The organism is Pseudoalteromonas sp. 3J6 (assembly GCF_903995135.1).
In the GTDB taxonomy this organism is placed as follows: domain Bacteria; phylum Pseudomonadota; class Gammaproteobacteria; order Enterobacterales; family Alteromonadaceae; genus Pseudoalteromonas.
This window is the reverse complement of sequence record NZ_LR877185.1, coordinates 3,354,218-3,380,038: the sequence shown is the minus strand read 5'-3', so window position 1 is coordinate 3,380,038 and position 25,821 is coordinate 3,354,218. Positions and strand designations below refer to the sequence as shown.

The window sequence follows — 25,821 nt, the reverse complement described above, 5'->3', positions numbered from 1 at the left end:
CACCTTGTTTGCAGCGTGATCAATGACGGCAACTAAGGTGCAAAACACTTTATGAGCCAATCATTTGCAAAAAAGACCTTTAAAAGCGTTAAAGGCAAAGCACAAAAAGCCCTGCACCGTAGTTTAGATCAACACGTTAAACTTGCCGTAACAGGGCTGAGCGGCAGTGGTAAAACGGCGTTTATTAGCGCGTTAGTTAAGCATTTAACCTCTCAGGCGAATGACAACAACTTACCTTTTTTCGATGTAATGCGTGAACACCGCCACATTGCTACTAAAATTGTGCCGCAAGAGGCATTAAATGTTCCCACTTTTGATTACAACCGTGCAATAAGTGCTTTACTACCAAGTGAAGGCGACCCTGCATGGCCCGCTTCTACCGAGCGAATTAATACTTTACGTTTGGCGATTAAATATCAAAGCAACGCGGGTCTGCGCGGTCATTTCTCACCACAATCGACGCTGTATTTAGATATTATTGACTATCCTGGTGAGTGGTTGCTTGACCTACCTATGCTCGCGCAAAGCTTTAAGCAATGGTGCGAGCAACAATATCCATTGCTAAGCCAAACGCCACGTAACCAAAGCTCAGCTGAATTTTTGCAATCCATAGAGCTGATTGATTTAGATGCACCGGTAGATGAAAACGCACTGGCTGATATTGCACGATGTTATCAAACCATGTTGGTAGGGCTAAAAAAAGACACTAAGCTTGCCATGTTACAGCCAGGGCGTATGTTAATGCCGGGTGACTTGCAAGGTGCACCATTATTACTATTTTTTCCAATTAGTCCTAAAAAAATAAGTGACGATGTAGTAGCGGGTTCTAACTTAGCGCATTTAATTAAACGTTTTGATGCTTACGTAAAAGAAGTCGTTAAACCTTTTTATAATGAGCATTTTCGCCATTTTGACCGTCAAATCGTCTTGGTAGATGTACTGAGTGCATTAAATGAAGGTTATGAAACGTTGGCTGAGCAAAGTCGAGTGATCAATCAGTTATTGTCACACTTTAGCTATGGTGATTCCGGTTTTTTTAAACGCTTGTTTAAACCTAATATAGATAAAATATTATTTGCTGCTAATAAGTCCGATCACATCAGTGCGAAGCATCACAAAGATCTTGCATTGTTACTCGATTCGTTAGTTAAAGAGCAAAGTAATCACTTAAAATTTGATGGGGTTAAAATAGAAACATTGGCGATGTCATCAATTGCTGCCACTGTGCCCCGCCAAGTGGTTGATAAAGGGCAAACACTCGACTGTATCTATGGCAAGCCATTGAATGAACAACAGTGGCTAACTTACCTGCCTCCTCAGCCGCCGAGCAGAATGCTTAATAAAAGTGAGTGGCCAGCACATGGGTTTGAGTTTTTATCATTTGCACCTATGCCAAGCCCAGATCAACAGCTTAAGCACATTCGCTTAGACCATGTGATGCAGTACTTGTTAGGAGATAAGTTAACATGAGTGAGTCAACACACCAATTTCAAGCTGGGCGTCGTATTAATGCCCAAAATATTGAGCAAAATGAACCAGATTTATTAGCGGCTAAATTAGTAGAGCAGGGACAAAGTGAGCAGCTTAGCAAAGATAGCGACGATCTAATTGAACCTGAAATCGATATTGAGCCTGTATATAAAAAGTCTAAGTGGCAAACCCTTAAAGGCCTATTTGCACTGAGCTTTATTGTTTTAATATTACTTGAGTTCGCATTTTCAATTGTATTGGCGTTTCAGCAGTCGGTTATTTTAGGTGGGGTGTACTTAACCGCTGTAATAACCGGTGTACTACTGATATCGCGTTTATTGTGGCGTGAATATAGAATGTTACGCAGCTTAAAGCGTAATCAGCTACACCGCCATGAAGCTAACCGTTTGCTCAATAGTGAGCAGGTAGGCGGGGCGATACCTTGGCTTGAAAAGCTTAATAAACATCAGCAATTAGATAATTTCGAAAACTTTAAAAATCAGGTCGCTACGCACCACAGTGACAAAGAAATAATGTCTCTGTACGCGAATAGCTTACTGATAACGCAAGACAATCAAGCTAAAAAGTTAATAAACCGTTTTGCAACAGAGTCAGCTTTATTAGTTGCTCTAAGCCCAATTGCGCTGGTGGATATGATGGCTGTGCTGTGGCGTGGCACTAAATTAATAGAGCAAATAGGCCGAATATATGGCATTGGCTTTGGTTATGCCAGCCGCATTAAACTTTACCGCATGCTTATTAAGCAAGTAATGTTTGTAGGTAGTGCAGAGCTCGTTTCTGATTTAGCTGCCACGGCACTCAGTGCTGAATTATTAGGCAAGCTTTCAGGGCGAGCTGCACAAGGTGTTAGTGCCGGTATATTTACAGCGCGTATTGGTTACAAAGCTATGGAATTAAGCCGACCCTTACCGCGTCTTGAAAACAAGCGTAGCTTGTTAAAAGGCACAGTCCAAGGGATTGCGAGTAAAATTATGAGCCGTAAGGGAGCTGAAACTAAGTAGTGAGACTTCGTTGGCAATATTTGTGTACAGCTTTTTGGGTAAAGTTTGCACAAATAGCCATCTGAGCATCCGGCATGCTTGTGATTTTAAGTGCGGTGCGTTTTATTTATGCTATTGACACACATAATAAAAACGAGAACACACAATGAGCAAGCATCATCAAAATACCCAATGTATCCATGGTCCACAAAAAGCAAATGATCCGCATGGCGCATTAACCTCACCTTTGTATCAAACGTCTACGTTTCATTTTGAAAGTGCCGCCCAAGGTGCTGCCCGCTTTGCAGGTGAAGAGCCCGGTTATATTTACACGCGTTTAGGTAACCCAACCACGACTGAACTTGAGCAAAAAGTGGCGCAATTAGAAGGCTGTGAGGCCGCCGCCGCCACGGCAACAGGTATGGGGGCTGTATCGGCTTCGGTACTAAGCTTCCTATCGCAAGGCGATCACTTAATTGCATCAAGCGCTCTGTATGGCTGCACTTTTGCTTTTTTTGCGCATATGTTGCCGCGATGGGGAATTGAAGTCACCTTTGTTGATATGACCAATGAAAGTGAACTGCGCGCAGCCATTAAGCCTAATTCAAAAATGATATTTGTAGAAACACCAATCAACCCAACCATGGCAGTGATTGATTTAGCACTTATTGGCAATGTGGCTAAACAGCATAATTTACTGAGTGTGGTCGACAATACGTTTTTAACCCCGCTGCTGCAGTCACCAAAAAAGTACGGTATCGATATTATAATGCATAGCGCGACCAAGTATTTAAATGGTCACGGCGATGTTGTTGCGGGTATTGTGTGTGGTTCACTTGAGCATATTACACAGATTAAAATGACCGTGCTTAAAGATATTGGTGCCACTATTAGTCCACACGATGCGTGGTTAATAAATCGCGGCTTAAAAACTTTAGCTATTCGCATTGAACGCCATTGCCAAAGTGCGCAAACGATTGCTGAGTATTTAGAAGCTCATCCGCAAGTAAATAAAGTGTATTACCCTGGGCTTAAGTCTCACCCGGGTTACAAGTACATTGGTAAGCAAATGAAAGCGGCTGGCGGTGTTATTGCCTTTGAAATTAAAGGGAGCTTAGCCGACGGTGAGCAGTTTATTGATAGTATGCAACTGTGCACATTAGCGGTTAGCTTAGGCGATGCTGAAACGCTCATTCAACACCCAGCATCGATGACGCATTCGCCATACACTCCCGAAGAAAGACTAGCTGCTGGAATTAGTGATGGTTTAATTCGATTATCAGTTGGACTTGAAGATGTTAACGATATTATTAACGATCTCAACCAAGCATTTACTAAAATATCCTGAGGTGTAATTTATTGTTTACGAATATTTCCATCTGTAGATGCCAGTAAATATGGTGTGTGTTTTTATCTTTGCTTTGCTGTAATTTTAAATTTACGATCTGTGTGATCTGCAAAAGTATTGTTCTGCGTCAAGCTATTAAACTTTTGTTCACTTTTGCATAGTATGGCTACATCGAATAGCCAAGCATTTGGCTGTTATTTTGACACCGATTTAGGGTTTTATCCCAAAGAAGGTATTTATGGCTAAAGCAAGTAATTACACCTCCAAAACACCTGATGAAAATGGGGTTATACATTGGAGCGATGAAGAAAATAAAATTTGGTCTGAGCTTGTAGCACGCCAACTTGCGTGCATTGAAGGCAAAGCCTGTGATGAGTACATGGAAGGATTGAAAAAAATCAATCTGCCTCATGATCGTATCCCACAGCTGAGTGAGCTAAACGAAGTACTTTTAGCAACCACAGGTTGGCAGGTTGCACCTGTACCTGCACTTATCGATTTTGATGAGTTTTTTAGGTTACTCGCTAACAAGCAATTTCCTGTAGCGACCTTTATTCGTAGCCGTGAAGAATTTGACTACTTACAAGAACCCGATATTTTTCATGAGATATTTGGTCATTGTGCCATGCTAACCAATCCTGACTTTGCAGAATTTACCCACAAGTATGGGCAACTAGGATACGCGGCAGAGAAAAAAGATCGCGTTTATTTAGCGCGCATGTACTGGTTTACCGTTGAGTTTGGTTTGATGCAAACTGAAAAAGGATTGCGTATTTACGGTGGCGGTATTTTATCAAGCCCAGGGGAAACCCAATACGTGTATTCAGATACACCAGAGATTAATCCAATGAATGTGTTAGATGTGCTACGTACACCGTACCGTATAGATATTATGCAACCATTGTATTACACGATAAATTCGATTCATGATCTGTTTGAAATATCTCAAATGGATATAATGACTTTAGTTGAGCAAGCTAAATCACTTGGTTTGCACGACCCTAAGTTTCCTCCAAAAGAAAAATTAGCTAGTTAATTTTTGAAAAAAGTAACGCTAAACTAAGGATTTAAAATGTCTTCATTAAGTGCACAAAAATGTGAAGCCTGTCATGCAGATGCACCAAAAGTATCTGATGCTGAATTGGCTGAATTAATTAAAAAAATCCCTGACTGGGTGCCAGAAGTACGCGACGGTATTATGCAGTTAGAGCGCGTTTATAAGTTTAAAAACTTTAAACAAGCCATTGCGTTTACCAATAAGGTAGGTGATATGGCTGAAGACGAAGGGCATCACCCAGGTCTATTAACCGAATGGGGCAAAGTAACCGTGACTTGGTGGAGCCATTCAATTAAAGGTCTGCATAAAAATGACTTCATTTGCGCTGCTAAAACAGATGACGTATTTAACGCGTTGTAATTAATTAGATTTGAGTAAATAAAAAGGCACTTCACAGTGCCTTTTTTATTTTTAATTACCGTTTTCTCAATACTGGCTGTATCAGTTAAGCTTTATCGATATTTAACATGTCATCATGCTCAGCCATATCCCAAGGTAGTTCGCCGGGGCTGTTACCTAAAAAGTGTAAGTAGTTCTCAAACTGATCAAGAATATCCTTCACAATATCATCTTCATTGTAGCCATAAACATCGTACGACAGACCACCACGACGTAAAAATACATCAGCCTTATAATACATTTCAGTATTATCATTATCTGGGCGCAGCTCTGAGTAAGCAAAGCTCGGCATAGGGTGCTCGGTAAGGCGAATATCATAAACAAAATCCACATGCTCATGACGTAGTACAGTTAAATGAGCGCGTCCTAAATCAGTATCAAATTCCACCACGGCATGCCATTGTCGAGATTTAAATTCTGCTTGTACGGCTTTCATTGCCTCAACGACTACGCTACCAATAAAAGTATGTACTTTTTCTTTATTGGGGTAATTAACCATAGCCGCTAAACGGCGTTTCCAATGGGATAGATCAATATTACGACTATTGAGTGAATGTGCTTGTAGGCTGGTATCGCGATGGCCCTCAATTCTTAGCGCTCGCCAAAGCCCCGCAGTGGCAATTAGCATAATGATAGCAAAGGGCAGCGCACTGGCAATGGTCATGGTTTGCAGTGCACTTAAGCCACCAGCCACTAATAAAACAGCCGCCACAGCGCCTTCAAGTACCGCCCAAAACACGCGCTGCCATGCCGGTGTATTAATATTTCCACCTGAAGCGAGTGAATCGATTACCAAAGAGCCGGAATCAGATGAGGTAACAAAAAAGGTAACAATTAAGATAACCGTGAGTAGCGAAATAAAAAATGATAACGGTAACACTTCAAATAATTGAAATAACGCGACGGCATGATTTGCTTGTACATCACCAATGAGCGTATCAAAGCCTTCATTCATTATTAAATTCAGTGCTGTATCGCCAAAAACTGAGAACCATAAAAAAGTAAAAATAGTGGGAACTAACATTACACCAACAACAAATTGCCTAATAGTTCTACCGCGACTAATTTTTGCGATAAACATCCCAACAAACGGCGCCCACGCAATCGTCCAGCCAAATATAAATAAAGTCCAGTTCCCAATCCAATCACTGCGACTATAGGCTTGTAAGTTAAAGGTCCGCTCAACAATACCACTAAGATAACTGCCGGTATTTTGTAAAAACGATTCTAAAATATGAATAGTTGGGCCAATAAAAAATACAAAGGCCATTAATGAAACCGCTAAGGTCATATTCACGATTGATAAACGTTTTACCCCTTTATCCATCCCTGCGATTACAGAGAGGGTTGCTGCGGCAGTAATAATAGCAATCGCGGTAATCTGTACTGTAGTATTAATAGGAATATCGGGCCATAAATAGTGTAGCCCCGCGTTGATTTGAGTTACCGAAAGTCCGAGTGTGGTAGCAATGCCAAACAAGGTGCCTAGTATGGCAAATACATCAACGGTATGGCCGATAGGACCATATATTTTATCACCAATTAGTGGATACAAGGCTGAACGAATAGACAGCGGCAGACCATGACGAAAGGCAAAATAAGCCAGCACTAAACCAACAATTCCATAAATAGCCCAAATATGAAATCCCCAATGAAAAAAGGCAATTTGCATTGCTTGCTTAGCGGCATCTACGGTTTCAGCCGCGCCCGATGGCGGGGATGCGTAATGCAGTACTGGCTCGGCTACACTAAAATAAAGTAGCGCTACGCCGTAACCGGCAGAAAATAGCATGGCAAACCACTCACCAAAGCTGTATTGCGGCTGTGCATGATCGGGGCCTAGTTTTATATTCCCCCAACTGGAGGCGGCGACACACACGATAAATACCAAGAAGATAGCGACTGATAACATATAAAACCAGCCAAAGGTTTCTGTTATCCACGCAAGGGCAACACTAAATGCCTGACCTGCGAGTTCAGGGTTACTACTTGTACCAATGACCAAGAGTAGAATAATAAATACTGCAGGCAAAAATACAGGTAGCAAAATAGTTGAGCGTAAAGCAGTTTTTGTCATATTAATCCTTAATATTAATTGCTAACTTTCAAGTATGCTTGCCTACCTTATTATATATTCCATTTATTGGCTAATTCAGTTGCTTGATTTATATACTTTAAAAAGGAGGGTAAAAGTTAATTTATAGGTGTTAGCAAATTGATAACCATACTTTTTAATCCGGCTGTCAGTGACGAGTAGCTCTGTGTAATTTCATCGGCGTTTAACTCAGCTCAGATAAACGTTTATAACTTAAAGCTATAAACTTTTCTCCCAATTGCATTGCTTTACTAAGTTAAACCATGGGCTGGTAAACTCTTTAGCCGTAATAGGCTCAGGTAGGGTTAAAGTCACATTAAGTTTGTTAGCTAAATAACGTGCAATTAATTGCTTCATTTTATCGCTTTCTAATTGCTCGTAAGCTGCTTGCAGCTGATGTTTATCTTTTTGACTTATAAACTCGCCAGTTAAATTTTTGTAGCCTAATTCAAGCCAAACTAGCTGTGCTTGTTTAGCTCCATTGGGAAATGCATGGGTCAAAGTTGCCGTTGGAGTGTAGAGGCGTTCGAAGTTAAGCTGATGTTCTTGAATTAAAAAAACCATTAATAAATTAAGCCCAGCCGAAATTTGCCCTGCGCGTTTATCAATATTTTGGTTAAGGCTTAATGCACTTCTAAAGTAGCGCTCAGCGTTAGCAACATTGCCTTCATCAAGTGCTAAAGAGCCCAAATTATTTTTTATAAGTGCTGTTACATTAGGAAGTGTTAATTGTGTTGTGAGATCAAGATTATTTAAGTATAAAGCACGCGCCTTAGCAAAGTCGTTTTGCGAGCGAGCAACCAGTGCCATACTGTTGGTGAGTGTTAATCGTTGGCGATCGTTGTGCGCATATTTATAAGCACATTTAAATGAGAGCTGGGCATCGCTTAAATATTCAGCATGGCGAAGCCATATTCCCAAGGCACTCATTATGGTGGTCAATTTTTGTTTAAAGTAGTCAGCTTGATGATGCTGAAATATTGCGTCAATCGATTTATAAAGCCGATCGTAATGACTGGTGGGAACCGCTGATCGAGCATAAAGCAAGTGCCAGCGGATAAATAGCGCAGCAGGAGCTGTATTTAGTTCTGTGAGATTTTCAAGAATGATTATTGATTGTGCAGGATTAACAACAAGATAATCCTCGGCTTCGTTAAGTTTAGCTTCAAACGTTGTAAAATCATTAGCCATAGCCTGCGTTGAACCTAATAATACCAACCAACCTAAAACGAAAAGGCGCAACAATTTATCCTCAAAAATCGAATTATGTGTTTTTCCACTATAGATGCTGGTATCTAACAAAGCAAGACTATTAAAAGGGATAGATTTGTGAAGAGGTATTTTGAAAGCACTAAAAAAGCCCCAAACCTATACAGGCTTAGAGCTTTTTCTGTATGTAATTAAATTTTAGCGAATACACTTAACTTTAATGTGTTGTTGGGTTTCGTTTTACTCAACCCAATCTACGTTTAATATTAACCTGCTTAGCGCTAACAGCTAAAAACTTACAGCTGCTTTTTAATCATCAATTGAGCGAAGTAGGGCGTTAATGCCTACTTTTTCGCGTGTTTGTTGATCAACTTTTTTCACAATAATCGCAGCGTATAAACTATGAGTGCCATCTTTTGAAGGCAGAGCACCTGGAACCACAACAGCACCAGCAGGTACGCGACCATAATGAATTTCACCGGTTTCACGGTCGTAAATACGGGTACTTTGGCTAATGTAAACACCCATTGAAATAACCGCACCTTCTTCAACAATAACGCCTTCAACAATTTCTGAACGTGCGCCAATAAAGCAGTTGTCTTCAATGATGGTAGGATTTGCTTGTAGCGGCTCTAAAACACCGCCTATGCCCACACCGCCTGATAAGTGTACATTCTTACCAATTTGAGCACATGAACCTACAGTGGCCCATGTATCAACCATAGTGCCTTCATCAACGTAAGCACCAATGTTTACATACGATGGCATTAGTACAACATTTTTCCCTACAAAGCTGCCTTTACGGGCAACGGCGTTGGGTACTACGCGCATGCCACCTTGCTGAAATTGCTCCGGCGTATAGTCGCTAAATTTAAGCGGTACTTTGTCGTAAAATTGATTTACGCCATCATTCATTGGTTGGTTTTCACGAATTCTAAATGAAAGCAGCACGGCTTTTTTAAGCCATTGATGAACAACCCATTCGCCAGAAATTTTTTCTGCAACACGCGCTGCGCCACTATCTAATAGCTCAAGTGCATCAATAATTGCTTGTTTAATATCGCTTGATACGGTTGCTGGGCTAATGTTGTCGCGGTTATCCCACGCATTTTCAATCATGGTTTTTAAATCTGACATAGTGTCCTCTTATTCAATTTCGGCGTTGAGTTTTTTACGTAATGCCTGATGAATTTTTGCTTGCTCTTCATCAGTCAGCGCTTGATATTCGTTATTAGATACCACAAAGAAATCTTCTGCGCGCTCGCCTACCGTGGTAATGCGTGCGGCATGTATGTGGAGTAAGTAAGCTTGGAAAACCTCGGCTATTTTAGTTAATAGCCCAGGTATATCAACCGCTTGGATTTCTATTAAACTACGGTCCTTACGAGGGTGCGGGCGCAGTACAATTTTTGGTTTAATATTAAAGTCTTTAAAGCGTTGTGAGCGGCTCTTTTTAAAGCGTATTTTTTTTCGCGGATCATTCAATGCTTGCTCTAATCCGCGTTTAATCGATTGTGCACGGCTACTGGCAATTGGGTCACCGCTAACTTCTAAAATAACAAAGTTAAACAGTACGTAGCCATCTTTGGTGGTCAGTACTTGGGCGTGTTGAATTTGTGCTTTTTTAGAGCCAATAACACTGACTAATCGAGCAAATAGTCCACCTGAGTAAGGGCTGTATGCAAATACTTGAGTACCGCCATGCATTGCTTTATTCGAGACAATAACACTAGGTAGGCTCAAGTCAGTGCATTTTAGTAAATGCTCTGTATGCCACGAAATTTGTTGTTCACTAAAGGCGGTAAAGTAATTCGCTTTAAAACGACTCCAAGTTAAGTCAATTTGTTCCTCGTGATAATGCAAATTAATCAGGCGTTGCTTAGCTTGATGCTTCTTATCTCGAATTTGGTCGCGTTGATCCATTGGGTTTTCAAGCCCAAGACGCAAAGCTCGTTGTGTATGTAAGTACAGCTCACGAAGTAGCGTGTTTTTCCAGTCATTCCATAAGTTGTCATTGGTAGCGCGTATATCGGCGACCGTTAAACAATAGAGGTAATCGAGCTGACGCTCTGTTTTTACTCGCGATGCGAAATCTTTTATTACATCTGGGTCGTTTATATCTTTACGCTGCGCCGTAACTGACATAAGTAAGTGATTGCTAACAAGCCAAGAAATTAACTTACCATCGGATGATGCAAAGCCATGCAATTTAGAAAAAGCAATGGCGTCAACAGCACCCAGCTCAGAGTGATCCCCCCCACGTCCCTTGGCAATGTCGTGGAAAATACCGGCTAAATACAGTAGCTCCGGTTTATCCATACGCGTGACAATTTCGCTACAAATTGGGAATTCGCTAACCCCAGTTTTATCAAAATACTGATAAATATTATTAATTAGCTTATGGGTGTGTTCATCAACCGTGTAGGCATGAAACAAATCAAACTGCATTTGGCCAAAAATATTTCGCCACTGCGGCAAATAAGCGGCAATCATGCCGTGTTTGTGCATCAGCGTAAAAGCACGTCCCATACCATTAGGATGCTTTATGATTCGTAGAAAAGCTTCCCGGCAGGCCGCGTAGTCTTGTAGGTCGCCCAATAAACGACGACGAACTTGGCGAATAGTGCGAATAGTGCTCGGGTATATATGGGTGATTTCTGGGTGGTCAGCAATATGCTCAAACAATACAAAAAGTTGATCGCGCCTGAAGAATACTGACGGGCTTTTTACTCGAATTTGATGGCCAACGCGCTCAAAGTTGAGATCGAGTTCTTCAACGGTCGCTTGACTACTGTCTGGCGAAATACTTTGCTCAAAGTACGAAAGCAACATCTGGTTGAGCTCACGTACTCGGCTCATAATTCTGAATAAGCGTTTCATCATGCGCTCAACCGAGGCCTTACCATCGCTACCAAAGCCCAAAATTTCTGCAGCTTGGGGTTGGTGATCAAACAATAAACGGTTTTCTGAACGTTCTGCAGCTAAATGTAACGCAAAACGAATATTCCATAAATTCTCAAGACACTCTAACAGCTCTTGATATTCCTCGTGAGTCAGGTAGCCGTGATTAATTAGCTCTTGCAGAGTTTCGGCTCTAAAGTGCTTTTTAGCCACCCAAATAATAGTTTGCAGGTCGCGCAGACCCCCTGGGTTTTCTTTTATATTTGGTTCTAAATTATAGGCTGTGCCGTGGCACTTTCTGTGACGCAAATTTTGTTCTTGTACTTTTGCGACAAAAAATTCACCTGAGCCCCAAACCGGTGTTTCAATAATATGGTTTTTGAGTTTTTCAAACTCAATATGATTGCCAAAAATAAGACGGCTTTCTAATAAGCTGGTGGCAAAGGTAACGTCTTCACGTTTTTGTTCTATGGCTTGTTCAATAGTACGAACACTGTGGCCTATCTCGAGATTAAGATCCCACAACATAGTGACAAACTGACCGATTTTTTCGCAAATATCATCATTAGGCTGTTTCGTAACAAGTAATAAAAAATCTATATCAGAGTAGGGGTGTAGCTCGCCACGACCATAACCACCTACTGCTATCAAAGCGAGATCTGGTTCGTGAGCTAAATCATAAACTTGGAAAAGTTTGATCAGCAGTCGGTCAATAAATTCTGCACGGGCATTAATTAATTTACCAACCGGTTGTTTTGAGAATTCATTATGCAACCATTTATAGAAATAGGCGGAGCAATCGCGGTAATCGCTTAATTGCTCAGCATCATTGAGCAACTTTTTTACTTTGTTAGGTAATGCCACTTAGGCTGGCTCCTATATATGGACTGCATTATAAGTTTGAGATTTATTTTTATAATATATTTGCTGTAAGGGCAATAACTTATGTTAGCCCCTTACAGCAAACCACTTAAGCGATATACAGGCAAAACCTGTTACAACCGCGATTAAGCGCGCACTTAATTAGTGCTCGATAATTCTATCGATTGTATCATCTGATCGTAGTGTTAAAATTTCAACACCATTTTCAGTTACTAGTAAGGTGTGTTCCCATTGAGCGGATAAACTACGGTCTTTTGTTACCACAGTCCAGTCGTCTTTGAGTAATTTACATTGGCGTTTGCCCGCATTTACCATAGGCTCAATAGTTAAACACATACCTGCTTTTAATGTTTCGCCAGTGCCTGCTTTACCGTAATGCATTACCTGTGGTTCTTCATGGAACTCGCTACCGATACCATGGCCGCAGTATTCACGTACGATAGAGTAGTTAAAGCTCTCTGCATATTTTTGAATAGCTGCACCAATATCACCAAGGCGAACACCTGGTTTTACCATTTTAATGGCAAGGTAAAGACTTTCTTGAGTGACTTCTGCAAGACGTTTACCTTGGATATTAGGCGTGCCTACATGAAACATTTTTGATGTGTCACCATGGTAACCATCTTTGATAACAGTGATGTCAATATTAACACTATCACCATCTTTTAATGCTTTGTCATTCGGAATACCGTGACAAATTACATGATTTACTGAGGTACAAATTGATTTTGGAAAACCATGATAATTAAGAGGAGCAGGAACAGCATCTTGCACATTAACAATATAATCATGACAAATTGTATTTAGCTCATCGGTGGTGATACCTGGTACCACATGTGGTTCGATCATTTCTAGCACATCAGCAGCCAAACGGCCGGCTACACGCATTTTCTCGATTTCTTCAGGGGTCTTAATCACAGCGCTCATTGAGGCTCCAAAGTTGCGTTTTTAGATGATTATCGTCGCACAATTTTTGCACGAGACGTTGAGTATTTATTTTTAATATGGTATAAAGCGCGCCGTCTTTTTACAAATAAATTCTTAAATGATTTTTTGTATTTAAGGCAAACACAATTTTATTTTAACACACACACGTATCGTCACATACACTTGGGTGCATTTCAGTTTCATTTAACTGCGGTGTTGGTGCTATGGGATATGTGGAGGCCTAACCCTAAACAACTTAGAGGATTTACAAAATGGCAAACGTTTCAATGCGCGATATGCTTCAAGCTGGTGTTCACTTTGGTCACCAAGCACGTTACTGGAACCCTAAGATGAAGCCTTTCATCTTCGGCGCACGTAACCGTGTACATATCATCAACCTTGAGCAAACTGTACCAATGTTCAACACTGCACTTAAGTTTTTATCTGGTGCTGCTGCAAACAAAGGTAAAGTTCTTTTCGTTGGTACTAAGCGCGCAGCAAGCGAAGCAGTAAAAGAAGCTGCTTTACAAAGCGATCAATTCTTCGTTAACCACCGTTGGTTAGGCGGCATGTTGACTAACTGGAAAACAGTTCGTCAATCAATCAAGCGTCTTAAAGACCTTGAAGCTCAAAGCCAAGACGGTACTTTCGAGAAGTTAACTAAGAAAGAAGCGTTAATGCTTACTCGTGAAATGGACAAGCTTGAAAAGAGCCTTGGTGGTATTAAAAACATGGGTGGCCTTCCAGACGCTATCTTTGTAATCGATGCTGACCACGAGCACATTGCTATCCGTGAAGCTAACAACCTAGGTATCCCAGTTGTTGCAATCGTTGATACTAACTCTAACCCAGACGGTGTTGATTACATCGTACCTGGTAACGATGATGCTATCCGTGCAATCAACCTTTACACTAGTGCTGTTGCAGCTGCGATCACTGAAGGCCGTGAGAGTAACATCGTTGCTCAAGCTGAAAAAGATGACTTCGTAGAAGCTGAGTAATTAGCTGTCATCAAGTCTTCATCTTTTAAAGGTGAAGACTTGCTATTCTTGTGGAGCGGGTAACCCGCTTATCTAAACCTGATTTCAGATTTGAGGATTTACTAATGGCTGTAACTACTGCCCTAGTTAAAGAATTACGCGAGCGTACTGGCGCTGGCATGATGGATTGTAAAAAAGCGTTAACTGAGACTGATGGTGACATCGAGTTAGCGATTGAGAACATGCGTAAGAGCGGTGCTGCAAAGGCTGCTAAAAAAGCAGGTAACATTGCTGCTGAAGGTACTATCATCATCAAGCAAAACGCGGGTGTTGCAGTACTTGTAGAAGTTAACTGTCAAACTGACTTCGTTGCTAAAGATGCAAGCTTCCTAGCATTTGCTAACAAAGTTGCAGATGCTGCTATCGCTGACACTACATCTATCGAAGACTTACAAGCTAAGTTCGAAGAAGACCGTGTTGAGCTAGTAACTAAAATTGGTGAAAACATCAATGTACGTCGTCTTCAGTACATCACTGGCGAGCAACTAGTTGAGTACCGTCATGGCGAGCGTATTGGTGTTGTTGTTGCGGGTGTTGCTGATGAAGAAACACTTAAGCATGTTGCAATGCACGTTGCTGCTTCAAACCCAGATTACCTAACTCCAGATGACGTACCTGCTGATGTTGTTGAAAAAGAAAAGCAAGTACAAATCGACATCGCGATGAACGAAGGCAAGCCTGCTGAAATCGCTGAGAAAATGGTTGTTGGTCGTATGAAGAAGTTTACTGGTGAGGTTTCTCTTACTGGTCAAGCTTTCATCATGGAACCGAAAAAATCTGTTGGCGAAATTCTTAAAGAGAAAAACGCAACAGTTACTGGCTTTGTACGTATGGAAGTTGGTGCAGGTATCGAGAAGAAAGAAGAAGATTTTGCTGCTGAAGTTGCTGCTCAAATTGCAGCTGCTAAAGGTCAGTAAGACATACTATTTGTGATACAAAAGGAAAATACATGCAATTAAAGTACTATTTGCTTTTGCGTCACGCTTAGAAATTCTTTAAAATAACCGCGCTTTTATGTTTAACATAAGCGCGGTTATTTTTTATCCATAATTCAATAAAAGTTGGCCCCAAAACTATGACTATCAATCGCAAACCTATTTTTAGACGTGTTCTTCTCAAATTAAGTGGTGAAGCTTTAATGGGAGACGAAGGCTTCGGCATCGACCCAAAAGTTTTAGATCGTATGGCACAAGAAATTAAAGAGCTCGTAGAACTCGACGTAGAAGTGGGTTTGGTTATTGGTGGCGGTAACTTTTTACGCGGTGGCTCATTAGCCGAAGCGGGCATGAATCGTGTTGTTGGTGATCACATGGGGATGCTTGCAACCGTAATGAACGGCCTAGCTATGCGTGATGCGCTACACCGTGCGTTTGTAAATTGTCGCTTAATGTCAGCTATCCCATTAAATGGCGTATGTGATGCGTATAACTGGGCTGAAGCAATTAGCTTGTTAAAAACAGGTCGCGTTGTTATTTTTGCCGCTGGTACAGGTAACCCGTTCTTCACTACTGACTCTGCGGCGTGTTTACGCGGCATCGAGATTGAAGCTGATACGGTAATTAAAGCGACCAAAGTAGACGGTGTATTTAGTGATGATCCGGTGAAAAACCCTGATGCGACACTTTACCGTCACTTAAGCTACAATGAAATTATTGATAAAGAATTAAAAGTAATGGATTTAGCGGCATTTACTCTTGCTCGCGACCATAATATGCCATTGAGCGTATTTAATATGAATAAATCAGGCGCATTAAAACGCGTAATAATGGGTGAAGAAGAAGGAACCCTTATTTCTTCACAAGCCTCAGATGAAGTTAGTAACTAGATTAGGATTAAACCGTGATTAACGATATTCAAAAAGATGCGCAAGAGCGCATGCAAAAAAGTGTAGCAGCACTTGGTAGTCAATTATCTAAAATTCGTACTGGCCGTGCTCATCCTGCGATTTTAGACGGCATCATGGTGTCGTACTACGGCGCTCCAACACCGTTAAACCAAGTTGCAAATGTAACTATTGAAGATTCACGCACACTGGCTATTGGTGTATTTGATAAGTCTTTAGCTCAGGCGGTTGAAAAAGCTATTATGGCTTCTGACCTTGGTTTAAACCCAATGTCTGCAGGCACGGTTATTCGTGTACCTCTTCCTCCATTGACTGAAGAACGTCGTAAAGATTTAATTAAAATCGTACGTGGCGAAGTAGAAGGCGGACGTGTTGCTATTCGTAATATTCGTCGTGATGCAAATGGCGATATTAAAAATTTATTAAAAGATAAAGACATCTCTGAAGACGAAGCACGTCAAGGTGAAGATGCAATTCAAAAAATCACTGATAAGTTTATTAAAGAAATGGATACACAATTAACAGCGAAAGAAGCTGAGTTGATGGAAATCTAATAACTGTTCTAGACCTAGGCAAACAGCTTTAGCTAAATAATTAAGCCGCTTTTCACAAGTATTCGCACTTTACTTTAATTGTGTGATTTTAAAGAGTAACAGAATGTATTTTCTCTTTACTAGTGGCTCGATTATCAGTAAATACAAGGTTGTTAGCTGTATAATTATTTGCTTAAAGTAGATTTATTATCACGGGTACAGGTTAAATTTATTAGTTTTGAAACGCCGTCTGGGGTATACTAGGCGGCGTTTTTTTATGGAATACACAAAATTTATGGTTCTAGACGCTGATACAATTTCACAGCAATGTTTGCCTAAACATGTTGCCATCATCATGGATGGGAACGGGCGTTGGGCACAAGCCAGAAATAGGCCTCGTGTATATGGGCATAAAAAGGGCGTGGATGCAGTTCGTCAATCTGTGCAGTTTTGTACTAAATTAGGGATACAATCGTTGACCTTATTTGCTTTTAGTAGTGAAAACTGGCGCCGCCCTGAAGACGAAGTAAATACATTAATGGAGCTTTTTTTATTTGTACTAAGTAAAGAAGTTAAAAAGCTGCATAAAAATAACGTAAAACTAACCATCATTGGAGATTTATCTCGATTCTCTGAAAGCTTGCGTGCCAAAGTACATACTGCGCAAGAACTAACAGCGAATAACACCGGTCTGCACTTAAATGTAGCGGCAAATTACGGTGGTCGCTGGGATATGACTCATGCTGCTAAGCAGGTTGCTTTACAAGTAGCAAATGGGGAACTTGATCCCGCAGACATTACAGAAGAACATATTGCACAGCATATGAGTATGGCAGATCAGGCACAGCCAGATTTATTGATCCGTACTGGTGGCGATGTCAGAATTAGTAATTTTTTACTTTGGCAGGCAGCCTACGCTGAACTTTATTTTACCAATACACTTTGGCCTGACTTTAACGAAGCTGCTTTTGCAGAGGCCATCGCATGTTACGTTGCCAGAGAGCGACGTTTTGGTTGCACGGGCGAACAAATAAAACAATTACTCGCTCAAACCTAAAATAGATTAAGGGTCATCATTTTGTTAAAACAACGTATTTTAACCTCACTAGTGCTAGCGCCATTAGCACTGGCTTTGGTTTTTTACACCCCACTAACGTTATTTAGTTATTTTGCGGGTGCTATTGTGTTAATGGGCGCATGGGAATGGTCTGCTTTTATGGGGCTATGCGATAAACTAAAACGCGGCGCGTTTGTATTGTTAGTTGCAGTATTACTCGGTTTACTTAATTTACATTGGCCGATAGAAACTCTATGGCAGAAAGGCAAGCTTGTAGGTGATGCCAATTACTTATTTACCTTATCGTTTTCATGGTGGTTAGTTGCAAGTTATTTAGTGTGGCGTTACCCCGCTATGGCTAAAGGCTGGAATGAAGGGCTCGTGATGCGCGGTATTGCAGGTTTACTGACATTGATACCACTGTGGCTTGCGCTTAACACCCTTCGAAGTGCGCAATATACAGAATCAACACACTATGGTTCTATGCTGATTTTAGTGGTTCTAGGTATTGTATGGAGTGCCGATATTGGCGCTTACTTTACCGGTAAAAGTTTCGGTAAACATAAGTTAATGCCTAAAGTTAGTCCAAATAAAACCATAGAAGGCCTCGCCGGTGGCGTGGTTGCTGCGGTGTTATTTGTATTGGCTTTTTGTTATTACACTAACGTTGATACTTCTGTGTGGCCAATTTATGCAGTAATGACAGCATTTATTGCTTTGTTCTCTGCGGTAGGTGATTTACTCGAGAGTATGTTTAAACGTGAAGCGGGTCTTAAAGATAGCGGCAGTTGCCTACCTGGGCACGGCGGTATTTTAGACCGTATTGATAGCTTAACTGCAGCAGCGCCGATGTTTGTTATTTGCTTTGCCTGGACACTGAGTTTATGAGTGTAGTGCAACAACTGGTTATTTTGGGTGCAACGGGGTCTATAGGTCTTAGCACGTTAGATGTTGTTGCAAGAAATCAACAGCAGTTCAAGGTGTTCGCATTGACCGCAGGGCAAAATGCAAAGAAAATGGCTGAGTTGTGTCTTGCTCATCAACCTCGGTATGCTGTTATGGCTTCAGAGCAAGCCGCTAAGCAGCTTAGTGAACTTTTAAAAGGTATGTGTAAAACACAAGTAATGCATGGCGAGAAAGCCATGAGTGAGCTTTGTGCGCATGTTGATGTTGATACTGTGATGTCAGCTATTGTTGGTGCAGCTGGGTTACTGCCTACCTTGAGCGCAGTTGAAGCAGGAAAAAAAGTACTTCTGGCAAACAAAGAGTCATTGGTGATGTCGGGTCAGTTGTTTATTGATAAAGTGAAACAACATCAAGCAACTTTATTACCCATCGACAGCGAACATAATGCTATTTTTCAGTGTTTACCTAGTACGTTACAAAACACCCAAGGACAAGCACGGCTTGAGCAGCATGGCGTTAGCAAAATTTTATTAACTGGCTCTGGTGGCCCATTTTTAAACCGTGATATTAATACGCTTGATGGCGTTAGTGTCAGTGAAGCGGTTGCTCACCCTAATTGGTCTATGGGACAAAAAATATCAGTAGACTCAGCCACGATGATGAACAAGGGCTTAGAGTTTATTGAGGCTAAATGGTTATTTAACTGTGATGCCAGCGATATTGATGTGGTGATTCACCCACAAAGTATTATCCACTCTATGGTGCAATACCAAGATGGTTCTATTTTAGCGCAAATGGGAAACCCCGATATGCGCACCCCTATAGCACATGCGCTTGCCTTTCCACAGCGAATTGATGCGGGTGTTAAACCGTTAAATTTTTCTGATATTTGTGATTTTTCGTTCACCAAACCTGACTTTTCTCGTTATCCTAATTTAAAATTAGCAATTGCTGCGTGTGATGCGGGACAGGGTGCAACTACTACGGTGAATGCGGCTAATGAAATGGCTGTAAATGCATTTTTGCAGGGACAAATTAGTTTTACCGATATTTATAAAGTGAATGCGAAAACGTTAGAGGCTGCAAAGTTCACGAATGTGCAAACGCTTGATGAAATTTTAGAGTGTGATCGTTTAGCACGTTTGAGCGCAGCGCAGTTTATAACCAAAGTGGTGCATTAAAATGTTCGATTTTTTTTGGAATTTAGGCTCATTTATACTCGCACTCGGAATTTTAGTGACCGTTCACGAATACGGTCATTTTTGGGTGGCTCGTAAGGCGGGCGTTAAGGTACTGCGCTTTTCAATTGGTTTTGGTAAACCTTTATTAAAATGGCACGATAAATACAATACTGAATACGTGATCGCGGCAATCCCACTCGGTGGTTACGTAAAAATGTTAGACGAGCGTGTTGATGAAGTACCCGCAAATCAACGTCATTTATCGTTTAATGCTAAATCTGTTCAAGCGCGAATAGCTATTGTGGCTGCTGGGCCTATGGCGAACTTTTTATTTGCTATTTTTGCTTTAGCGGCCATGTATATGGTGGGTGTGCAAACCATAAAACCGGTTGTAGGTAATGTTGTTGAAGGCAGTAGAGCAGAACAAGCAGGCATTACGTCTACTCAGCAAATAATTAAAATTGGTGATGACGATATTACTAATTGGCAAGATGCGACTTTTTCTTTGATGTCGCACTTGGGTGATAAAAGTGTTGCCGTTACTTTACGTAATGAAAATTATCAACAAACAACGCAAATTCTCAACCTCGATGGTTGGAAGCTTGATCAGCAAGATGTACCGCCATTGAGCTCGTTGGGGATTGTGCCGTTTCGCCCTCAAGCAACACTCACTATTGCGGCGATTACTAAAGACTCTGCTGCTGAACAGGCAAATTTAAAGGTTAACGACATTATTCTGGCTGTAAACGGCGAAACAATGAGCAGTTGGCAGCAATTAGTTAATCTTATTACTCAATCGGCTAACAAATCCTTACAATTTAGTGTAAAAAGACAAGATAGTATAAAAACAATAATAGTGACCCCAAACAGCCGAGTTGTCAGTAATGGTGTTGAACAAGGCTTTTTAGGTGTTGCTCCGGTTGTAGAGCAGTGGCCTGATGATTTTGTTGAGACTAGACATTATGGGCCACTAGATAGTATTGTGCTGGGCACAAAAGAAACATGGCGTTTAATTACGCTGAGTTTTGACATGATAGGTAACTTAATTACTGGTCAAGTATCAGTAAAAAATTTAAGTGGGCCTGTCGGCATAGCAGTCGGTGCCGGCACAAGTGTTAGTTACGGATTAGTCGCATTTTTAAGCTTTTTAGCTTTGATCAGCGTTAATTTGGGGGTATTTAATTTACTTCCTCTGCCAGTGCTTGATGGTGGGCACTTAATGTATTACATAATTGAACTTTTTCGTAAAAAACCGGTCTCTGAAAAGACACAAGAGTTTGGTTTTAAAGTGGGAGCCTTGCTACTCATTTTTCTAACATGTTTCGCTTTGTTCAATGATGTATCGCGCTTGTAGTTGTTTAAGCGTGGTAACGACAAATTAGAACACGATTGTAAAGCTCGTAACTATTTAGTTTTCGATGCTAAGCGGTAATACAGTTGTAAAGGATAAAGATAATAAAATGGCTATAAAAAAACATTTGGTAGTTTCAAGTTTATTGGGTGCAAGTTTTGCAGCCCTAGGCCAAAACTCCTTTATTGTTGAAGATTTAAAAGTTGAAGGATTGCAACGTGTCGCACTTGGTGCTGCATTAACGCATATTCCTATCAACGTGGGCGACAATGTTGATGAATATACAATTTCAAAAACAATTAAGTCACTTTATCGCTCAGGTCACTTTGACAATATAAAAGCGTTGCGTGATGGCAATAACGTTATTTTTAAAGTAACTGAACGCCCAACAATTAGCTTTATTGAATTTGATGGCAATAAAGACATAAAAGATGAGCAGTTAAACCAGTCGCTTGATCAACAAGATATTCGTCAAGGCGAGCCGCTGGATAAAACGGTTATCGATAATATTGAAAAAGGCTTAGTTGAGTTTTTCCACAGCATTGGTAAATACAATGCAAAAGTGGACATAAGTATCACTAAACTGCCACGTAACCGAGTTAAATTGAGACTCGAGTTTGATGAGGGCGATGCAGCCTCTATTCGTCAAATCAACTTAGTTGGTAATGAACTTTTTTCAAACGAAGAGCTACTTCAGCTTGCAGAGTCGCAACAAGATTTACCTTGGTGGCAGTTTATGGGTAGCGATCGCTATCAAAAACAAACCATCGAAGGCGATTTAGAAAAAATTCGTAGCTTTTATTTAGACCGTGGTTATTTGCGTTTTAATATTGATTCAACTCAAGTATCAGTTAGTCCTGAACGTGAATCGGTTTATGTAACGGCAAATATCACCGAAGGTGTAAAATACAAAGTGAAAGGCTTTGATTTTATCGGTGATTTACTCGGCCGAGAAGAACTAATAAAAAGTGTTATCCCACTTCGTACCGGAGAGTTGTATAACGGCTCGGTGGTGACTTCTTCAGAAGAGTTTATAAAAAGTTACTTAGCTCGTTTTGGATATGCTAACGCTGAAGTACGCACCATTCCAGAAATTGATGACGAAAACCAAGAAGTACAACTAACTTTGTCGGTTGACCCTGGAAAACGTGTTTATGTTCGTCGAATTATTGTAGGTGGTAACCAAAATACAGCAGATGAAGTACTACGTCGTGAAATGACACAGCTTGAAGGTGCATGGCTATCTAACCAAAATCTTGAGCGTTCTAAATTACAAATTCAACGTTTACCTTATATGGAAACTGTTGACTTTAATGTGGTGCCTGTTCCAGGTGTGGATGACCAAGTAGATGTTGATTTTACTGTTAAAGAGCAATCTGCGGGTAGCTTTAATGCCGGCCTTGCTTATGGTTCGTACTTAGGCCTGCAATTTAATATTGGTGTAACTGAATCTAACTTTTTAGGCACAGGTAACCAAATTGGCTTTAACATTAATACCTCACGTGGCTCTGAGCGTGTCAGTGTGTCGTACACAGACCCTTACTTTACGCCAGATGGCGTATCGCAAGGCAGCAGCATTTTTTACAGTAACTACGATGCTAGCCAGTTTAGCTTAATTGACTATAAGTCAAAAAGTTATGGCCTTGGGACTAACATTGGTTTTCCAATTGATGCTATAAATCGTATTAACTTTGGGGCTCGTTGGATAGAAGAAGAACTATCAGATATCGCTGAATATGAGCAAACACGTGTATTACGTGAAACCTTCCTCGATCCAGAGAATCCTGATGCGGGCTTTGAGTTTACCAAGTATGAGTTAAGTGTAGGTTGGTCGCGTGTAACGGTAAACCGTGGTTTGTTCCCAACAGCTGGCTCAAGACAAACATTGAACTTAACAGCTACAACGCCGAATTCAGATTTAAAATACTTTAAATTAAATTACGATTCACGTTTTTACTGGCCGATTTCAAACGACCATCGTTGGGTGTTCTCAACGCGTGCGGCATTAGGTTACGGTAATGGTTATGGCTCTACTAATGGGTATGAGCAGACGCTCCCATTCCAAGAGTATTTCCGTATTACAGAAATGGAATTACGTGGCTTTGATAGAAATACTATCTTACCGCGTGCAGTATCACGAGTACCGCAATCTATACCAGGCACGCCATCAGGTGATGGTACAACCACAGGTAATATTGGTGGAGCATCAGAGTTTGATGTATTGAGAACTCAAGGCCGTATAGGTGGTAACGCGAAAGCCGTTGCAGGTATGGAGCTTATTGTTCCTACACCGTTCTTAGATGAAGAAAATACCAGTTCGGTACGTACCAGTTTCTTTGTTGATGCTGCCAACGTTTGGGATACCGAGTTTAACGTTGATCGTTATCAAAACTTAGGTATTGATGAGCGTGCAAAATTAGATGACTACTCAGACCCAATGCGCTTTAGGGTTGCAACCGGTTTATCATTACAATGGATCTCACCTATGGGTCCTATGCTGATCAGCTTTGCGTATCCGTTGCAAAAAGAAGAAGATGACGATACCAAGACCATCAGTTTTAATATTAGTAACACTTTCTAAAGGAGTTTTTTGTGAAAAAATTATTCAAATCAACAGCAGTTGCCGTTTTAGCTACACTTATGATGGGTACATCAGTTAATGCTTTTGCTCATAAAGTGGGTATTGTAGATATGCAAGAAATCTACAAGCAGCTTCCACAAATGGCTAAAATCGAACAGTCTTTACAAACTGAATTTGCTGAGCGTCGTCAAGAGCTTGAAAAGTTACAGGGCGATATTCGCTTTGAAGCTGAAAAGTTTAAGCGTGAAAGCACCACAATGAGTCAAGATCAAAAAGACGCATTACGTGATAAAATTCAGGGTATGCAAAAAAACCTTGCTGAAAAGGGCCGTCCGTTAGAGCAAGAAATTAAAGCACGTCAAAATCAGGAGTTGGCTAAAGTTCAGACTTTAATCATTGAAACTATCCAAGAGATTGCTAAAAAAGGTGACTTCGACGAAGTTAAAGTAAAAGACACAACTATTTACTTTAATCCTAAAGAAGTAACTGATCTTTCTGAAAAAGTAGTAACAGCTGTAAGTAAGAAATAATTAATCTATGCAAAATTATACGCTTTCGCAAATTGCGGAACTTCTAGGCGCCGAGCTTCAAGGTGATGGCGCTTTAGAAATTAAAAAAATAGCGACACTTGCAAATGCCCATACTGGGCATATTGCATTTTTAGCGAACAAGAAATATCGATCTCAGCTTGAGACAACAAAGGCCAGTGCGGTGATACTCAGCCCTGACGATGCGCCTTACTTTTCAGGCAATAAAATCATCGTTGCCAATCCTTATGTTTGTTATGCCAAACTCGCTCAGTTTATGGATACTACACCTCGTAGTGCAAATAGTGGTATACACCCGAGTGCGGTAATACATGCCAGTGCACAAGTGAGCAAAAGTGCAGCCATTGGTGCTAATGTTGTAATTGAAGCTGATGCTGTAATTGGTGATAACGCACAAATTGGTCCGAACAGTTTTATTGGTGAACGTGCTAAAATAGGCTCAGGCACCAAACTTTGGCCAAGTGTGAGCATTTATCATGATGTTGAGATTGGCGCAGATTGTTTATTGCAAGCTAACACTGTCATTGGTAGTGATGGCTTTGGCTATGCAAATGAACGTGGTCAGTGGCTTAAAATTCCACAATTAGGCTCTGTGATCATTGGCGATAAAGTAGAAATTGGCGCAAGTACCACGATAGATCGTGGTGCGCTTGATGATACTATTATCCACAGTAACGTTATTATTGATAACCAGTGTCAAATAGCACACAACGTTGAAGTTAACTCAGGCACCGCTATTGCCGGTTGTACTGTACTTGCAGGCAGTGTCACCATAGGTAAAAATTGCCAGATTGGCGGCATGAGCGCAATTAACGGTCACATGTCTGTGTGTGATGGTGTTATAATTACCGGCATGAGTATGGTGACCAAATCAATCACCGAACCAGGTATTTACTCATCTGGTATGCCTCATACGACTAACAAAGAATGGCGAAAATCAATTGCTCATTTGCGCAACCTTTCAGACATGAAATCACGTCTAAAAGCGCTTGAAGCATTGAACAAGTCATGATCGTTGAACACTAAAAAGGATGCTATTTTGGCAAACGAATTAAATAGCCTTGATATTCAAGAAATTTTAAGTTTATTACCGCACCGTTACCCGATGCTACTAATTGATCGTGTAATCGATTTCACCCCAGGTGAATCATTGCATGCAATTAAAAATGTATCGATTAATGAACCTATTTTTACTGGCCACTTCCCAAATCAGCCGATTTTTCCTGGTGTGCTAATATTAGAGTCAATGGCGCAAGCAACGGGTCTATTAGGGTTTAAAACGGTTGAAAATCGTAGCGAAAATGAACTTTACCTATTTGCAGCTGTAGACAACGCGCGTTTTAAGCAGCCAGTTGTGCCAGGTGATACCATGCATCTTCATGTTAAGTTTTTAAAAGAGCGTCGTAACATATGGAAATTTGCGGCTGAAGCTAAAGTTGACGGCAAAACAGTGTGTAGCGCCGAAATCATGTGTGCTAGAAGAGAGTTTTAA

The 25,821-nt window shown here is 40.8% G+C and carries 22 protein-coding genes; 17 read left to right on the top strand and 5 right to left on the bottom strand.

Going from position 1 to position 25,821, the window contains the following annotated elements; all coding sequences use genetic code 11:
• Nucleotides 1-51: 51 nt before the first annotated feature.
• The 5 genes from P3J6_RS15405 (at nucleotide 52) to P3J6_RS15385 (ending at nucleotide 5,236) form a co-directional block, all read left to right on the top strand.
• The gene (locus P3J6_RS15405; RefSeq protein WP_198523486.1) at nucleotides 52-1,470 is read left to right on the top strand and encodes a YcjX family protein; all 1,419 of its coding nucleotides are present in this window, start codon (nucleotides 52-54) and stop codon (nucleotides 1,468-1,470) included.
• Complete coding sequence (locus tag P3J6_RS15400; protein WP_198523485.1) at nucleotides 1,467-2,492, top strand: TIGR01620 family protein; 1,026 nt, start codon at nucleotides 1,467-1,469, stop codon at nucleotides 2,490-2,492. Before P3J6_RS15405 ends, P3J6_RS15400 begins: the two co-directional genes overlap by 4 nt.
• Before the next feature lie 145 nt (nucleotides 2,493-2,637).
• Nucleotides 2,638-3,819: a methionine gamma-lyase gene (megL, locus tag P3J6_RS15395; protein ID WP_198523484.1), complete on the top strand. Its 1,182-nt coding sequence runs from the start codon at nucleotides 2,638-2,640 to the stop codon at nucleotides 3,817-3,819.
• Between the two features lie 238 nt (nucleotides 3,820-4,057).
• Entirely contained in the window at nucleotides 4,058-4,855 is a 798-nt protein-coding gene (gene phhA / locus P3J6_RS15390; protein WP_008111003.1) for a phenylalanine 4-monooxygenase, read from the top strand.
• 36 nt (nucleotides 4,856-4,891) lie between these two features.
• The gene (locus P3J6_RS15385; protein ID WP_008111000.1) at nucleotides 4,892-5,236 is read left to right on the top strand and encodes a 4a-hydroxytetrahydrobiopterin dehydratase; all 345 of its coding nucleotides are present in this window, start codon (nucleotides 4,892-4,894) and stop codon (nucleotides 5,234-5,236) included.
• Nucleotides 5,237-5,321: 85 nt separating this feature from the next.
• Here the strand turns inward: P3J6_RS15385 and P3J6_RS15380 are convergent, their stop codons facing one another.
• The 5 genes from P3J6_RS15380 to map all read right to left on the bottom strand — a co-directional run bounded on the left by P3J6_RS15380 (nucleotide 5,322) and on the right by map (nucleotide 13,289).
• Nucleotides 5,322-7,352 (bottom strand): BCCT family transporter, encoded by a 2,031-nt coding sequence (locus P3J6_RS15380; RefSeq protein ID WP_198523483.1) that lies wholly within the window; start codon nucleotides 7,350-7,352, stop codon nucleotides 5,322-5,324.
• 237 nt (nucleotides 7,353-7,589) lie between these two features.
• Nucleotides 7,590-8,612: a tetratricopeptide repeat protein gene (locus P3J6_RS15375; protein WP_198523482.1), complete on the bottom strand. Its 1,023-nt coding sequence runs from the start codon at nucleotides 8,610-8,612 to the stop codon at nucleotides 7,590-7,592.
• A gap of 276 nt (nucleotides 8,613-8,888) precedes the next feature.
• Nucleotides 8,889-9,716, bottom strand: coding sequence for a 2,3,4,5-tetrahydropyridine-2,6-dicarboxylate N-succinyltransferase (gene dapD / locus P3J6_RS15370; RefSeq protein ID WP_198523481.1), 828 nt, complete (start codon nucleotides 9,714-9,716; stop codon nucleotides 8,889-8,891).
• A gap of 9 nt (nucleotides 9,717-9,725) precedes the next feature.
• Nucleotides 9,726-12,344, bottom strand: coding sequence for a [protein-PII] uridylyltransferase (gene glnD / locus P3J6_RS15365; protein ID WP_138605043.1), 2,619 nt, complete (start codon nucleotides 12,342-12,344; stop codon nucleotides 9,726-9,728).
• A gap of 159 nt (nucleotides 12,345-12,503) precedes the next feature.
• Nucleotides 12,504-13,289 carry a type I methionyl aminopeptidase gene (gene map, locus P3J6_RS15360; protein WP_054202413.1) on the bottom strand — a complete coding sequence of 262 codons (786 nt, stop codon included), beginning with the start codon at nucleotides 13,287-13,289 and terminating at the stop codon, nucleotides 12,504-12,506.
• A 272-nt stretch (nucleotides 13,290-13,561) separates the two neighbouring features.
• Here map and rpsB point away from each other — a divergent pair, with 272 nt between their 5' ends.
• The 12 genes from rpsB to fabZ all read left to right on the top strand — a co-directional run bounded on the left by rpsB (nucleotide 13,562) and on the right by fabZ (nucleotide 25,821).
• Nucleotides 13,562-14,290: a 30S ribosomal protein S2 gene (rpsB, locus tag P3J6_RS15355; protein WP_013465430.1), complete on the top strand. Its 729-nt coding sequence runs from the start codon at nucleotides 13,562-13,564 to the stop codon at nucleotides 14,288-14,290.
• 104 nt (nucleotides 14,291-14,394) lie between these two features.
• On the top strand, nucleotides 14,395-15,246 hold the full coding sequence (gene tsf, locus P3J6_RS15350) for a translation elongation factor Ts (protein WP_010388114.1): 852 nt from the start codon (nucleotides 14,395-14,397) through the stop codon (nucleotides 15,244-15,246).
• 158 nt (nucleotides 15,247-15,404) lie between these two features.
• Nucleotides 15,405-16,154 (top strand): UMP kinase, encoded by a 750-nt coding sequence (gene pyrH, locus P3J6_RS15345; RefSeq protein ID WP_016899281.1) that lies wholly within the window; start codon nucleotides 15,405-15,407, stop codon nucleotides 16,152-16,154.
• A 50-nt stretch (nucleotides 16,155-16,204) separates the two neighbouring features.
• Complete coding sequence (frr, locus tag P3J6_RS15340) at nucleotides 16,205-16,726, top strand: ribosome recycling factor (RefSeq protein WP_218651693.1); 522 nt, start codon at nucleotides 16,205-16,207, stop codon at nucleotides 16,724-16,726.
• A 256-nt stretch (nucleotides 16,727-16,982) separates the two neighbouring features.
• Nucleotides 16,983-17,762 (top strand): isoprenyl transferase, encoded by a 780-nt coding sequence (locus P3J6_RS15335; RefSeq protein WP_010388117.1) that lies wholly within the window; start codon nucleotides 16,983-16,985, stop codon nucleotides 17,760-17,762.
• A 21-nt stretch (nucleotides 17,763-17,783) separates the two neighbouring features.
• Nucleotides 17,784-18,650, top strand: a complete 867-nt coding sequence (locus tag P3J6_RS15330) for a phosphatidate cytidylyltransferase (protein ID WP_198523480.1) — start codon at nucleotides 17,784-17,786, stop codon at nucleotides 18,648-18,650.
• Nucleotides 18,647-19,849 (top strand): 1-deoxy-D-xylulose-5-phosphate reductoisomerase, encoded by a 1,203-nt coding sequence (gene ispC / locus P3J6_RS15325; protein ID WP_198523479.1) that lies wholly within the window; start codon nucleotides 18,647-18,649, stop codon nucleotides 19,847-19,849. Before P3J6_RS15330 ends, ispC begins: the two co-directional genes overlap by 4 nt.
• A gap of 1 nt (nucleotide 19,850) precedes the next feature.
• A complete protein-coding gene (gene rseP / locus P3J6_RS15320; protein ID WP_198523478.1) occupies nucleotides 19,851-21,203 on the top strand; it encodes a sigma E protease regulator RseP in 1,353 nt (450 codons plus the stop codon).
• Between the two features lie 106 nt (nucleotides 21,204-21,309).
• Nucleotides 21,310-23,781, top strand: coding sequence for an outer membrane protein assembly factor BamA (bamA, locus tag P3J6_RS15315; RefSeq protein ID WP_198523477.1), 2,472 nt, complete (start codon nucleotides 21,310-21,312; stop codon nucleotides 23,779-23,781).
• 11 nt (nucleotides 23,782-23,792) lie between these two features.
• Entirely contained in the window at nucleotides 23,793-24,311 is a 519-nt protein-coding gene (locus tag P3J6_RS15310) for an OmpH family outer membrane protein (RefSeq protein WP_010388129.1), read from the top strand.
• A 7-nt stretch (nucleotides 24,312-24,318) separates the two neighbouring features.
• A complete protein-coding gene (gene lpxD / locus P3J6_RS15305; protein ID WP_075169617.1) occupies nucleotides 24,319-25,341 on the top strand; it encodes a UDP-3-O-(3-hydroxymyristoyl)glucosamine N-acyltransferase in 1,023 nt (340 codons plus the stop codon).
• A 27-nt stretch (nucleotides 25,342-25,368) separates the two neighbouring features.
• Nucleotides 25,369-25,821: a 3-hydroxyacyl-ACP dehydratase FabZ gene (gene fabZ / locus P3J6_RS15300; protein WP_008110974.1), complete on the top strand. Its 453-nt coding sequence runs from the start codon at nucleotides 25,369-25,371 to the stop codon at nucleotides 25,819-25,821.

What these genes read in the sequence shown, in the direction of transcription:
- rseP (WP_198523478.1), top strand. Translation starts at nt 19,851, where the DNA reads ATGTTCGATTTTTTTTGGAATTTAGGCTCATTTATACTCGCACTCGGA.
- P3J6_RS15385 (WP_008111000.1), top strand. Translation starts at nt 4,892, where the DNA reads ATGTCTTCATTAAGTGCACAAAAATGTGAAGCCTGTCATGCAGATGCA.
- rpsB (WP_013465430.1), top strand. Translation starts at nt 13,562, where the DNA reads ATGGCAAACGTTTCAATGCGCGATATGCTTCAAGCTGGTGTTCACTTT.
- P3J6_RS15405 (WP_198523486.1), top strand. Translation starts at nt 52, where the DNA reads ATGAGCCAATCATTTGCAAAAAAGACCTTTAAAAGCGTTAAAGGCAAA.
- pyrH (WP_016899281.1), top strand. Translation starts at nt 15,405, where the DNA reads ATGACTATCAATCGCAAACCTATTTTTAGACGTGTTCTTCTCAAATTA.
- P3J6_RS15380 (WP_198523483.1), bottom strand. Translation starts at nt 7,352, where the DNA reads ATGACAAAAACTGCTTTACGCTCAACTATTTTGCTACCTGTATTTTTG.
- P3J6_RS15400 (WP_198523485.1), top strand. Translation starts at nt 1,467, where the DNA reads ATGAGTGAGTCAACACACCAATTTCAAGCTGGGCGTCGTATTAATGCC.
- P3J6_RS15335 (WP_010388117.1), top strand. Translation starts at nt 16,983, where the DNA reads ATGGAATACACAAAATTTATGGTTCTAGACGCTGATACAATTTCACAG.
- frr (WP_218651693.1), top strand. Translation starts at nt 16,205, where the DNA reads ATGCAAAAAAGTGTAGCAGCACTTGGTAGTCAATTATCTAAAATTCGT.
- lpxD (WP_075169617.1), top strand. Translation starts at nt 24,319, where the DNA reads ATGCAAAATTATACGCTTTCGCAAATTGCGGAACTTCTAGGCGCCGAG.
- map (WP_054202413.1), bottom strand. Translation starts at nt 13,289, where the DNA reads ATGAGCGCTGTGATTAAGACCCCTGAAGAAATCGAGAAAATGCGTGTA.
- ispC (WP_198523479.1), top strand. Translation starts at nt 18,647, where the DNA reads ATGAGTGTAGTGCAACAACTGGTTATTTTGGGTGCAACGGGGTCTATA.
- bamA (WP_198523477.1), top strand. Translation starts at nt 21,310, where the DNA reads ATGGCTATAAAAAAACATTTGGTAGTTTCAAGTTTATTGGGTGCAAGT.
- dapD (WP_198523481.1), bottom strand. Translation starts at nt 9,716, where the DNA reads ATGTCAGATTTAAAAACCATGATTGAAAATGCGTGGGATAACCGCGAC.
- megL (WP_198523484.1), top strand. Translation starts at nt 2,638, where the DNA reads ATGAGCAAGCATCATCAAAATACCCAATGTATCCATGGTCCACAAAAA.
- tsf (WP_010388114.1), top strand. Translation starts at nt 14,395, where the DNA reads ATGGCTGTAACTACTGCCCTAGTTAAAGAATTACGCGAGCGTACTGGC.
- phhA (WP_008111003.1), top strand. Translation starts at nt 4,058, where the DNA reads ATGGCTAAAGCAAGTAATTACACCTCCAAAACACCTGATGAAAATGGG.